At 42.1% G+C, this 12,391-nt stretch carries 13 protein-coding genes and 1 tRNA gene; 10 read left to right on the forward strand and 4 right to left on the reverse strand.

Annotated features, from left to right (window positions below; translation table 11 throughout):
* Positions 1-26 precede the first annotated feature (26 nt).
* Positions 27-1,289, forward strand: coding sequence for an ammonium transporter (locus AB8P72_RS12545; protein ID WP_369957822.1), 1,263 nt, complete (start codon positions 27-29; stop codon positions 1,287-1,289).
* A 200-nt stretch (positions 1,290-1,489) separates the two neighbouring features.
* On the opposite strand, the gene AB8P72_RS12550 is transcribed toward AB8P72_RS12545, so the two are convergent.
* The 3 genes from AB8P72_RS12550 to AB8P72_RS12560 form a co-directional block, all read right to left on the reverse strand.
* The gene (locus tag AB8P72_RS12550) at positions 1,490-1,873 is read right to left on the reverse strand and encodes a DUF2147 domain-containing protein (RefSeq protein WP_068404286.1); all 384 of its coding nucleotides are present in this window, start codon (positions 1,871-1,873) and stop codon (positions 1,490-1,492) included.
* Positions 1,874-2,156: 283 nt separating this feature from the next.
* The gene (locus tag AB8P72_RS12555; protein WP_369957823.1) at positions 2,157-2,420 is read right to left on the reverse strand and encodes a hypothetical protein; all 264 of its coding nucleotides are present in this window, start codon (positions 2,418-2,420) and stop codon (positions 2,157-2,159) included.
* Between the two features lie 74 nt (positions 2,421-2,494).
* Positions 2,495-3,388: a DNA/RNA non-specific endonuclease gene (locus AB8P72_RS12560; protein ID WP_369957824.1), complete on the reverse strand. Its 894-nt coding sequence runs from the start codon at positions 3,386-3,388 to the stop codon at positions 2,495-2,497.
* Between the two features lie 146 nt (positions 3,389-3,534).
* On the opposite strand from AB8P72_RS12560, the gene AB8P72_RS12565 reads away from it, so the two are divergent.
* Together AB8P72_RS12565 and AB8P72_RS12570 are read left to right on the forward strand one after the other, a co-directional pair.
* Positions 3,535-3,625, forward strand: a tRNA-Ser gene (locus tag AB8P72_RS12565).
* Between the two features lie 283 nt (positions 3,626-3,908).
* Positions 3,909-5,270 carry a tyrosine-type recombinase/integrase gene (locus AB8P72_RS12570; protein WP_369957825.1) on the forward strand — a complete coding sequence of 454 codons (1,362 nt, stop codon included), beginning with the start codon at positions 3,909-3,911 and terminating at the stop codon, positions 5,268-5,270.
* A 36-nt stretch (positions 5,271-5,306) separates the two neighbouring features.
* Here the strand turns inward: AB8P72_RS12570 and AB8P72_RS12575 are convergent, their stop codons facing one another.
* The gene (locus tag AB8P72_RS12575) at positions 5,307-6,788 is read right to left on the reverse strand and encodes a hypothetical protein (protein WP_369957826.1); all 1,482 of its coding nucleotides are present in this window, start codon (positions 6,786-6,788) and stop codon (positions 5,307-5,309) included.
* Positions 6,789-7,201: 413 nt separating this feature from the next.
* Between AB8P72_RS12575 and AB8P72_RS12580 the strand changes: the two genes are divergently transcribed.
* The 7 genes from AB8P72_RS12580 (at position 7,202) to AB8P72_RS12610 (ending at position 12,364) form a co-directional block, all read left to right on the forward strand.
* The gene (locus tag AB8P72_RS12580) at positions 7,202-7,546 is read left to right on the forward strand and encodes a hypothetical protein (protein ID WP_369957827.1); all 345 of its coding nucleotides are present in this window, start codon (positions 7,202-7,204) and stop codon (positions 7,544-7,546) included.
* Positions 7,547-7,599: 53 nt separating this feature from the next.
* Positions 7,600-8,091 carry a hypothetical protein gene (locus tag AB8P72_RS12585; protein WP_369958299.1) on the forward strand — a complete coding sequence of 164 codons (492 nt, stop codon included), beginning with the start codon at positions 7,600-7,602 and terminating at the stop codon, positions 8,089-8,091.
* 181 nt (positions 8,092-8,272) lie between these two features.
* Positions 8,273-8,560, forward strand: coding sequence for a hypothetical protein (locus AB8P72_RS12590; protein ID WP_369957828.1), 288 nt, complete (start codon positions 8,273-8,275; stop codon positions 8,558-8,560).
* 95 nt (positions 8,561-8,655) lie between these two features.
* Positions 8,656-9,651: a DUF932 domain-containing protein gene (locus AB8P72_RS12595; RefSeq protein WP_369957829.1), complete on the forward strand. Its 996-nt coding sequence runs from the start codon at positions 8,656-8,658 to the stop codon at positions 9,649-9,651.
* A gap of 103 nt (positions 9,652-9,754) precedes the next feature.
* Positions 9,755-10,900, forward strand: a complete 1,146-nt coding sequence (locus tag AB8P72_RS12600) for a YqaJ viral recombinase family protein (protein WP_369957830.1) — start codon at positions 9,755-9,757, stop codon at positions 10,898-10,900.
* Positions 10,901-11,023: 123 nt separating this feature from the next.
* The gene (locus AB8P72_RS12605; RefSeq protein WP_369957831.1) at positions 11,024-11,935 is read left to right on the forward strand and encodes a hydrolase or metal-binding protein; all 912 of its coding nucleotides are present in this window, start codon (positions 11,024-11,026) and stop codon (positions 11,933-11,935) included.
* 168 nt (positions 11,936-12,103) lie between these two features.
* The gene (locus AB8P72_RS12610; protein ID WP_201599710.1) at positions 12,104-12,364 is read left to right on the forward strand and encodes an AlpA family transcriptional regulator; all 261 of its coding nucleotides are present in this window, start codon (positions 12,104-12,106) and stop codon (positions 12,362-12,364) included.
* The last annotated feature ends 27 nt before the right edge of the window (positions 12,365-12,391 follow it).

A 12,391-nucleotide genomic window follows, 5' to 3' on the forward strand; every position in this document is an offset into this window, starting at 1 on the left:
TTGCATCTATTCAAGGGGGAATTAATATGCAAAATCAAATCTTTGAGCTCCAGTACGCGCTAGATACGTTTTATTTTTTAATCTGTGGCGCGCTAGTCATGTGGATGGCCGCTGGCTTCACCATGTTAGAAGCTGGACTAGTACGCTCAAAAAACACCGTCGAAATCCTCACCAAAAATATCGCCCTTTTTGCTACCGCCTGTACCCTATATATGATCTGCGGTTATGCCATTATGTATGATGGCAATCTGTTTTTAAGCGGTATCGCAGGCACTGAAACCCTGGTGGTCGATGCTTTGGCGACTTCAGCTAAAAATGGTTTTAATGGCGATGCGGTATACTCGGCGGCTTCCGACTTCTTCTTTCAAGTTGTGTTCGTCGCTACCTGCATGTCTATCGTTTCAGGCACAGTGGCTGAGCGCATGAAGCTATGGTCTTTTTTGCTGTTTGCCGTCGTTATGACCGGATTTATCTATCCATTAGAAGGCAGCTGGACGTGGGGCGGTAAAGCCGTATTTGGCTTATTTAGCCTTGGCGATTTGGGATTTTCTGATTTTGCCGGTTCAGGTATCGTGCATATGGCAGGAGCAGCGGCGGCACTATCGGGCGTTCTGCTTTTAGGGGCGCGTAAAGGTAAATATGGCCCTAATGGTGAGATACGGGCAATTCCCGGCGCCAATTTACCTTTAGCGGCGCTTGGTACGCTTATCTTGTGGATGGGTTGGCTTGGTTTTAACGGCGGCTCCGTGCTCAAACTTGGCGATATCACCAGTGCCAATGCGGTTGCCATGGTGTTTTTAAATACCAACGCTGCCGCTGCGGGCGGGGCGATTGGCGCGCTTATTATCGCGCGTATCATCTTTGGTAAAGCAGATTTGACCATGCTATTAAACGGTGCATTAGCGGGTCTGGTCGCTATCACTGCCGAACCGTCCACCCCGTCGGCGCTGCAAGCAACGTTATTTGGCATGACAGCCGGCGTTATTGTGGTCATATCAATTCTTACATTAGATAAAATAAAAATCGATGACCCAGTCGGTGCTATCTCTGTACATGGGGTGTGCGGCTTGTTCGGTCTGATGCTAGTGCCATTGACCAACCAAAATGCTACTTTGCTCGGTCAAATTGCTGGCGCAGCAACCATCTTTACTTGGGTGTTTATCAGTAGCTTGCTTGTTTGGAGCATTATTAAAGTCGTAATGGGTCTGCGTATCTCTGAAGAAGAGGAATATCAAGGCGCAGATATTGCAGAATGTGGTATGGAAGCCTATCCAGAGTTTATAAGGTAAAAAGTATTTAAGAGGGTTTTATTGTTGATTTGCTAATCATCGATAAAACCCTTTTAATAAAAACCTATCCCATCAAAAATCCCGCAAAACCTTTCAGTCTTGCGGGATTATTTATTCTTTAACACTATAGTCTTTAACAGTGTGCCTTTTTATAATGCCCAGTCTAATAGCTGAACTTTATAGAGTAAGGTTATATTGGCTTATTTCTTTTTCCACGTTTGGCTGCGTGAGAATGGACCGATATATCCTTTTAGTTTTAAAGTACTGCCGCTTAGATTGGCGGTCATACGATAGTCTTTACCTTTTTCAGGGTCGGTGATTGTACCGCCACTATATTTACCACCGCCGTCAGCCTTTAGGCCTTTGATGATAGTTGTACCAATGTGTTTCTTACCTTTAGCTGAGTTGGTATCAACCAAGGTACCAGTTAGGACACCATTAGATTCAGTAATTTTAACCAAACCTTTTGGCTTACCTTCATCATAAGTCTGCCAAGTGGTGTTATGTAATGGGTCAGCGGCAAATGCCATGCTTGCCATACTGATACCAGCAACTGCTAAAGTGGTTTTTGTGAATAATTTCATAAATTGACTCCCTTCATTTAATGATTACTAGAAACGTTGCGTTTCTAATGTCCTCGCTTATCCTTTTATCAACATTCTTTTATTGCAAACCCTTCGATCCTACGCTCATTTTAAGCAAGTAACCTTCATTAATATGCTATTAAATGCTACTAATGATTGGTTTGACAGAGAAATCTCGATCGACATAAGCGATGTCTTGACCCATTATAAGCAATTTTTAGATTTTGCCTAGTAATTTTTTTATAGTTTATTATTTCTCTAAAATCAAAAGCATATCAAACAGTTATAGAAACGGATTGTCTATAATTTTACCCGATTGGTCATCTTTTTGTTTTGACTTATCATCAAAACTACTATATTGATTGCGGTTTTCAAATGCCAGCATAATTTTGCTTGTTAGCTCGTGTAGTTGCTGTGCTTGCTTGTATCCAGCTTCGTCAAAGACTAGATTAATGTCGCCATAAATGATGATTTTATCTTCTTGGTTTTCGATGACTAAATCGCCAATTTGCATACTTTCATGATTATTCATAAAGGGTTCAATCATTTGGGCTTCCTCTACCTTAATAGCAATTTACGTGAATTTGCAATACTGTGAGAATATGGTGATATTTAGACGCCTTATGCTTTTAATTGTGCCATGAGCCAATCGATAATAGCCAGCACAAATAACATCCAAGTAGGCTCTTGTGGTGAGTCTTCGGGTAAATCTGAGCTGTCACCTGCTTTTAACGGCAGAGCAAACGCGCGCGATTTGGTTTGAGCATCTAATACGGGCAACACGTCGATGCCAATCTTGGCGGTTAATTGATCCAGACTAATCACTTCTATACGCTCTGATTCATCATTGGGCGCATAATACACGCCTGCTTGGTTGCTCGCTGGAATATAGACCGCTTTAAAAAAATGACTGGGCACCAGCACACGATCCGCCAGTTGTTTGGTCTTTTTATTTGTAAACGCCACCCCAGTAATGGTATAAACTTCACCGTATTGCTGGGTCAAATAGCGCGTGGCTGACTCGATATTACGCCAAATATAGCGGTTATTGCGCGGCGATTGCGGCGCGATGTTGGCAAGGCTAAAGCTATCGTATTGCTGACTGCGATTGGCCATATTGCCATTAGGCGCTAAATGCCCTCGATCATAACCTGAGCCTGAGTAATCGGACAGTTTGGCGCGCATGGATTTTGGCAGGCGGCTTTCTTCATGAAAGCTGTCTTCACGATCAATCTGTTTGGCTTGTTGCAAGCGCTTACGGTCGAGATATTCTGCTGACCACAGCGGGGTACGTGAGACGCCCGAGTACATAACGGCAAAACCGTCCATACATAGCGCTTGGGTATTATTACTAAGCTTAGGATTGGTGAATTCAGGATAGACGCCACCATAAAAAGACTGGCTACATTGACTTAAATCTTCCGCGTGTGCAGCCGATATTCCTATTGAGACCGTGAATACGGTCATTATGGTTGTATTTTTGACCCGTGCTTTATCTTTAAAAAAACTTATCATGCCACTTCCAACCATCTATGCCTGCCATTACGTATGCGCTATCCTAGCAGGCCGTTAGTAATAAAGAAAGATGCTGCGCAGGCCGTGACATTTTAAATGCTATCCGCTATACTTAGGCAGCCAAAAATCTTGGTCTTGCAAAAAACGGTGAAGTGGGTGAGTGGCTGAAACCGCACGCCTGGAAAGTGTGTATACGTTCATAGCGTATCGAGGGTTCGAATCCCTCCTTCACCGCCAACCTTATAAAACCCCAGTTTTCCCACCTCGCCCCAATTCTACCCATATACCAATCAAACCCCTTATAAATAACGCGTCTAGCGTTTTTTTTATGCCTGCTATTTTCCCAATTCGACCCAATGTGACCCACCTATCCTGTGGCTTGTGTTGGTCTATCTGTTGGTCTATGATTTCATTAGACCTCAAAAAGACCAACATTTAAGCTTTATGATTCAGCTTTAGACCAACGTTTTTGTTGTATCTCTTGATTCATACAGCTTGTAGCCATAGGGAATAGACCAACATGTTAAGCGATAGTAAGATACGCAAGCTCAAACCCAGTGAAAAATGCACCCCTGCGCGGCCTGATAAATATAGTGATCAGCAAGGGCTACAGCTTTTGGTACGCAGCACAGGTACAAAGACATGGATAAGCGCCTATCGCTTTGATGGTAAGCAGACACGGCTCACACTTGGTACTTACCCCATCATGTCGCTGTCTGAGGCTAGACAAGCCAATACTGAGATTAAAGCGCTGCTCGCTGATGGTATCGACCCAAAAAATAAAAAGCGTCAAGACAAGCTTGCTAACATCCACGCGCAGAAATTTAATGACTACGCCTTAGGCTGGCTCGCTGAGCGCAAGCGCAACGTTAAGCCGCGTACCTATCAGCAAGACTATAACCGGATGCATAAAGACGTATTGCCTCATTTCGAAGGCATTGCACTAAAAGATGTAAGCTTTGAGGATTGTCGATCGATGGCAGATGAGATCGAAACGCGTGTGAACACAAAAGGTGAGCCGCCACGTGAGGTGACTAGACGCACTATTGATCTGGTTGCTAATGTTTTAAGACGTGCCAAACGCGAACGCATCATCGTCCAAAACCCAATCGATGATCTAAAAGCACTCTATCCTAAAGCCAAAAGTCAGCACATGAAGCATGTAGATATCAATGAGCTGCCTGCCCTACTCCAAGCTATCGAAGGCTATCATGGTCACGACCAAACCCGATTAGGTATGAAATTCTTAGCATATTCATTCTGTCGTACCATCGAGCTGCGTATGATGAAGTGGAGTCATATCGATTTTGCCAATCGCTTATGGCGTGTTGATATTGATAACCTTAAAATTGCGCGTAAGCATGTCGTACCTCTATCAGATCAAATGCTGGCAGTATTAGAAGAGATGAAAGCAATCACAGGGAAATATGAATATGTGTTTTACAACACGGGTATGCATCAGCCGTATAGTGAAGAGTTTATCAATAATGCGCTCGATATCTTGGGTTACGCAGGCAAACAGACAGGTCACGGCTTTCGTCACATCGCCTCTACCAACCTAAACGAGCTTGGCTATATGGGCGATGCGATCGAAAAGCAGATGGCGCATGATAAAAAAAGCAGCATTCGCGCTGTTTATAACCACGCGCAGCACTTAGAAGAACGGCGTAAGATCATGCAGGTCTGGGCGGACTTTTTAGACCTGCTCCGAGACAAAGGTAAGGTAGTAGACTTTCAAACAGCTCGTCAGCAGATTGAGCAGTCACTGGCAAGTAAGCAACCAAACACATTACAAAACGCTGATAAACAAGATCTGATCAAAGCGCTATTAGAGCAAGGTATCACAGCTGATGAGCTGCAAGGTTATATTGAGAATAGTTAAGAGCGCCTAATAAAATAATGAGATTCGCCAGAAAGATTAATGACTTTTCCCTCTATTCTCTATGAATCTAGCATTTTGTTCAGCTGCCTTTTCAAAATCTCCAGGTTGTTTTCCATAGTTTCCTTTAGGTGGGAATGTCTCTATCGATTTGACTTTTTGTTTGGACGTAGCAAACGTTGTTGCCTCTTCATTAACTTTAGAAATAACTTTATCACTACGTTCACTTGGCAAGCTAGAAGACTGCGCTTGAGGTATGTTATTGAGAAAAGAACTATTATCGTATCTCGATTGATCAACTGGAACTGCATCATAATCGCTACTTAACTCTTGCTTATCTTTAGTTAGAAAAGTGTCTTCAGAAATGACCTCTCTCTCAGTATGTTCGCTTGGCAAGCTGGAGGGCTTCTCTAGAGTTATCTTATCGAAAGCCTTATATTGATTAGGGAAAGATGGGGCTAGCTTAATTTCTTGATTTCGTATCTGACTATGCGCGAATTCAACTAAGTCATTCAACACTTCACTCTGTGTCTTACCACAAGCCTTAGCAAGATGCTTTAGGTTTTTCTTGTTGTCATTGGTGAGATCTATACCATATTGCTTCTTAATTTTATCGCGATCACGCTTTTGTTGCGCATTCCAAGCATCATACATATTTTTTATGAATAAAGCCCTATTAGCGGCCCTGTATTCATCGATCATAAAATCATTACATGTCCAGTAATCTAATGAGGCCAATATATGATGAAGCCGAGAATCTGTATCTGTTTCTGGAAACAAAATTCTATCGCCATAAATTAAAGCCTGTCTATATCCATTCTTATTAATATTTTTTGAGCAATACTTGTTCGATTTATTACTATTCTTTCTCTGTTCTTTATTCATTAACAAGTTATCAATATCATATATATTTTGCATATATTTATACACGTAGTTTATTTTAGAGCTGTGACTATTATCACGATTAGTCAGCCATTTAATATTTTTCTCGCTAACCTTATTATGAATATAAACTTGTTTTAAATGAGTTAAAGATAGCTTTTTTGATGTAATTATCCATTCCTCATCATCACTATCACCTTCGTAAACGAGGCCCTTTCTAATAAAGATGTTTTTATTGAAAATAATATTATGAATAATAACTGAAATATCAGCTTCAGTAAGAATAGGATCGCTTATAAGATCTAATCCCTTTAAAACCATAATTAACCACAATGCAGCTCTGTCATTTTCATAGAACCACTTTACATAAGCGAAAGATATATTGTTTATAGCACTTGTTTCAAAGATTGCATCTATATCTTTACGGCTAGTGGAATACCGCCTTTTTAGTATCTTTGATAGCAGATCCCTACATAGTGAATCATTTTTCCGTACTTCTTCTGTACGTAGTTGCCCCCTAGAGTATAGATTTAATAAACACCAGTAAGTGTTATACACACTCAAAGCTTTAACCTTTTGTTCAATATATTTTTCATTTTTCTTCGATAGCTCTATACCATTAACAGATCCGTTTTTCATTATACATCCTTATATAATAATTAAAATTGAATTATTACCTATTGATTCATGCATCATAAAATCATCATTTTTTCGTCATTAAAACGTCGGTATAAATATAGAATACTACATGTAGTATATAGGATTGAACTATAAAATCCTTATAAATTAACGTCAATGACGATCAGCTAACTCCATCCTCATCCTCTTCCCTGAAATGTAGGGATTTGCTGTATTGCGATTTTCATTTAATCAAGCACAGTTAATATAAAGGTGCTTTCCAGATACCACTAAAAGGACGGTAAGATAATATAAGTTATATTAAGTAATACTTAACCAAGGCGGATGCTATCCGCACTTAGGAATAAAAAAATACACAACCCTATGAATATATGTAGCACCCATTCAACTTTATATTCATAGGAAAGCAAGCCATGATCTATTCAACCGTTAATCACTCACAACTCATCTCTAACGTCGACAGACTGGTTAGAGATGTATTATTTGGTACGATTAATTTTCAGCAAGTCAAAAGTCAATTGAACGAGTTCTATTACTCGTTCATGATTAGCCTTAATCCTGAAGACAGATACTCAAAACCACTCCAGGCATTTATAGAAAGCACCAATATAATTATTGGTAACGATTATCCTTATAACGTCTTTTGGGATGATGAAAAAACAGTGCAGTTTATTAATTTACTGTCAGGTTATGAGAAGGCGATAAAAAAGACTACAGTGCGTGGCGTTATCAAAGTAATCAAAACAGCAAAAGCTTAGAGCCTAATATCAGAAACCTAATCTCAAATCATTCAAGATTATTGTTTGTGAGAGTGGATTTAAAATACATACAAGAGATCAGTAATCACATTACCATCCGTGATTTTGACTTTCATATGAAAAAATTAAGAGATGCCATTCATAATGGCGATACTTGTTTTACGCATTTATTGCATTACGCTTTGTCATTAGAACAGGGTGAAGATAATGGTGGTTTTCATTGTCATTTGCTATTGATCTTTGATGGCTCAAAACATTACAAGGACAGTTATTTGGCTGATCAAGTTGGGCAAAAATGGCGAAAGATTACTGAAGGCGTTGGCTATTGCTTTATCTTAAATACTAAAGAGTATAAGGACGATCTTGCACGCCGCGGCAAACTTGGTATCGGGATGATCCATCGTAACAACATGCAAGAAGTTGAGAATGCGGTTGAAGCTGCCTTGTATTTAACCCGTCCTGATAAGCGTGATGGTAGTTATCAACGTCTTAAAGTGTTTGTGCCTAATATGAATGCCTTTGGGCAAAGCATGCCTTCTAGCTAGGTTAATGGTTAATACAGCTAAAACGCGTGGGAATCTCTCATAGCAAAATAATTACAGATATATAGCATCCCTATGTGATGAGTATCGATGTCATCGTTGCCTCATCAATCTACCCCAAAACGTCTAATCAAGGTCTGCTTTATAGCAGGCCTTTTTTATGCGCCATTATCAAGGAGATACTATGAAACCTATTTGTCCAAGCTGTCATTCATCACACGTTATCGAAAACATAGAGACCAGTACGCAAGGAATAACAGAGCATCTGTGTTCACCAAAGCTATTTGTCGGTCTTGGTGTGAGCGTCTGCAAGTACTACAAGATCAATCCTATGATTGGCATGGTCGCAGGCAGCGCCCTTGCTACCGTTATTAATCTGGCACAACAAAGACTGATGCAACCGCCATTACTCAGAGCGGCTATCCTGCCACGTTATTTATGCCGTACCTGTCAGCATACCTTTAACGTCTGAAAAGCTCATTTATTAAAACCTTAAATGACTCATGTAGCTAAGCATGAAATCAATCAAACCACTTATTTTATTCAACAATAAAAGGAAATATTCTTATGGCACATTTACTCGAATCAATGGCGTACGTTGGCGAAACCCCATGGCACGGTCTTGGCAACGAGCTATCTCCCAAGCAGCCTATTGAAGTCTGGGCACGTGAGGCAGGTATGGATTGGCGTATTGAGTCATCCGATGTCAGCTACATGGCAACCAATGATAAAGGTCAAAACCTCATCATGCCGTTTGACAGCAATAAGGTGCTGTATCGCTCAGATAACCTAGAGCCATTATCAGTGGTCAGTCAGCGCTATCAAGAAGTACAACCAAGTGAGATTCTAGAATTCTATCGTGATCTCACTGAACAAGCAGACTTTGAATTGGAAACCGCAGGGGTGTTAAAAGGGGGCCGTAAGTTCTGGGCATTGGCTCGTACTGGACAATCGGCAACTCTACGAGGCGGTGATGTCAGTCATGGCTATCTGCTCCTTGCAACCGCTTGTGATGGGACGCTTGCGACCACAGCGCAGTTCACCAATATCCGTGTGGTGTGTAATAACACTTTAGCAATCAGTCTGGCTGATGGTAGTGGCGGCGTGGTCAAAGTACCGCATAGCACTACCTTTGATGCCGACAAGGTAAAACAACAACTAGGCGTGTCTGTCAGCCAGTGGGACGACTTTAACTATGAGATGAAGCAGCTTACCAATAGACGAGTGACGCAAGCAGAAGCCGCCAATTACTTAAACCGTGTGTTTAACGATGTCAAAGACGATGGCCTTATTTTATTTAATACCGCTAAGAAGGAGAAAGAAGCGGTGCCGAATGCCCGTGCGATGAATCAGGTGATGAACATGTTTAACGGTCAAGGTCGCGGTGCTGATCTAGACTCTGCTAAAGACACGGCTTATGGCCTGCTGTCAGCGATGACAGAGTTTGTGGATCATGAACGCCGTGCCATGTCGCAAGATCATCGTCTTGATTCAGCTTGGTTTGGTGCAGGAGCAAAGCTTAAAGATAAAAGCCTTGATGAAGCGCTGCGCTTAATTGCCTAGTCGCATAGCTACTGTATTTAATTAATGAATCAACCACGCCTTTGCGCGTGGTTTTTTTATGCCGTTTATTTAACCAATAATAAATCTAACGAAGGAGTTCATTATGAATATGATCGCATTAAACAATACAAATACGACTCAGCCAAGACTTAAGCGTGCCACCGTTAAGGGTAAAGCATCGCGAACTGCTAAGCCTGAAACCAAGGGCAAACCAGCAGAGCTCACGCTAAAGCAAAATGAAGCGGTTGGTAGACCTAATCAAGCAAATACATCAACCACAGCTAAGCGTTTGATTAACACCAAATCGTTAAGTCGTGAAGACTGGCTACAATTTCGCAAGCAAGGTATTGGCAGCTCTGATGCTGCCGCCGCTTGTGGTATCCATCCGTACCTATCTATGCTTGAGCTATGGATGATTAAGACGGGACGCATGAGCTCAAATATCAATGAGAGCTTAGATGGCTACTCACCTCTTTACTGGGGCAATACGCTAGAGCCGATGGTGGCGAAATACTATCAAGAACACACTGGCAATAAGGTCAGGCGTGTCAATGCCATCTTGCAGCATCCTGATCCTGACAAGCACTTTATGCTGGCTAATTTAGATTACTCGGTGGTGGGGTCAGATAAGATACAGATTTTAGAGTGTAAAACCGCAGGGGAACATGGTGCCAAGCTTTGGAAGCATGGCGTACCGTTATATGTCACTTGCCAAGTACAGCACCAATTAGCGGTCACTGGCAAAACTGCAGCGCATATCTGTGTGCTGCTTTGCGGTCATGAGGCGAAAATTTATAAGGTTGAGCGTGATGAGCGATTGATTGAATCCATCATCGAGCAGGAGCGCCTGTTCTGGCAATACGTAGCAACCGACACACCACCAACCCCTGACCATTCTGAATCGGCAGCTCGGGCATTAAAACAGCTGTATCCAAACCCTAAACCATCAAGCAAGGTTGATCTGCGAGATGACGATGGCGCCAACAAATTATTTGAGCAACTGCTGAGTTATCGTGACTATATGCAAGAGTTAGAGCAGCGTCATGATCAGGTAAAGCACCAGCTGCAAACGCTAATTGCCGACAATGAGGTCGCTGTATTTGAGAAAGGTGCTATTTCATGGAAGCGCTCGAAAGACAGCACCAGTCTTGATAGCAAATCACTAACCAAAGCGCATCCTGAATTGCTTGAGCAATTTAGCAAAACCCGCCCGGGCAGTCGTCGCTTTGTCATTCTTAACGATAACTAAGCCAGTACTCAGTCATCAATCATAATCAAGAAATTACGCCACTCACTCACATAAGCGCATAACAGCCCACCCGTCATAGGTGGGCTTTTTTATGGCTAACTAAAACACATAAGGAATATCACCATGATTAAAGGTCTCACCATAACCCCGCCTGTTTTAGGTCGTATCAGCATTGGACGTGTCATTCAAAAGGATGGTAAGCGTTTACCTGCTAAAGACGATCAATTCACGATTACTAGCCAAGTTCAAAATAAAGACGGCTGGATCAATCATCCACTCGATGAAAAGTTACGTGCGAATAATGACGGTAAGCTGAGACAGATTCCCGTACGCATGCTGTTTAACGATCCTGAACTAAACCTAAGAGCAGAATACACACTGTTCGATAGACAAACTGGACGGCCATTATGCGTAGGTGACGGTGAGCAATGTCAGCGCCGCACAAACAAGGGTGTTGAGCAATTGCCATGTCCATCCCCTGATCGTTGTCCATTGGTGCAAGGCGGAGCCTGTAAGCCATATGGCAGACTCTACGTGAATCTGTCTGAAGACGATGAGCTGGGCACGTTTATCTTTCGCACGACTGGCTTTAATAGTATTCGAACGCTTGCCGCACGCCTAAGCTACTTTGCCGCCGTGTCAGGCAACAAGCTGTCATGCTTGCCACTACAACTCACCTTACGAGGCAAAAGCACCACCCAAAGTTATCGCACACCGATTTACTTTGTGGATCTGACATTGCGTGATGGGGTGACGCTTAAAGATGCGGTACAACATGCTGGAGCGATTGATCGTGAGCTTAGTGAACATGGCTTTGATCAAGCCGCATTGGAGGAAGCGGCTAAGGGTGGTTATAGCAATTCGTGCTTTGAGATTGATAGTGATGGATTGTTAGACGTGGCTGAAGAGTTTTATCCAGTAGAGACAGATGATATTAGCAGTAGTCAGCAGGGGAACTATCAGAATGGGTTAGCGACTCATAACGTGAGCAGCATCGAGCAAGGCTTACGAAAAAGCGTGACAGTAGTGAGCTAAAACCATCGGGCTAGAGATGCGACATAAAAAGGAGCTGATCATTCAGCTCCTTCTTTTATTGTTTCATACAAGGCCAGTCACTGGACTACATGGGATGCCGTAAAAAAATATGGGACTCCGTAACTGTATGAGAAGAAAGATTCTCATTAATTTACAAAGGAGATAATCATGCAATTATTAAATGCGAACACACAACAAAACGTATCAACAGCTAGCACTTTACAGATACCTCGCATGATACCGCTCAAGCAGGTAATGCATTATACGGCGCTTAGCAGTACTACGATTTATGAGATGGTCAATAAAAAATCTGATCGTTACGACCCAACATTCCCTGTTCAAGTAAAGCTATCAAAGGGACGTGTAGCATGGGTAGAAAGCGAAGTGGCTGCTTGGATTGAGAGTAAGATGGCTGATCGGATTCACTGATCAAGGATAGAAAATAAGCCGCACTAC

Source organism: Psychrobacter sp. CLB018, from assembly GCF_041222815.1.
Taxonomy (GTDB): Bacteria; Pseudomonadota; Gammaproteobacteria; order Pseudomonadales; family Moraxellaceae; genus Psychrobacter; species Psychrobacter faecalis.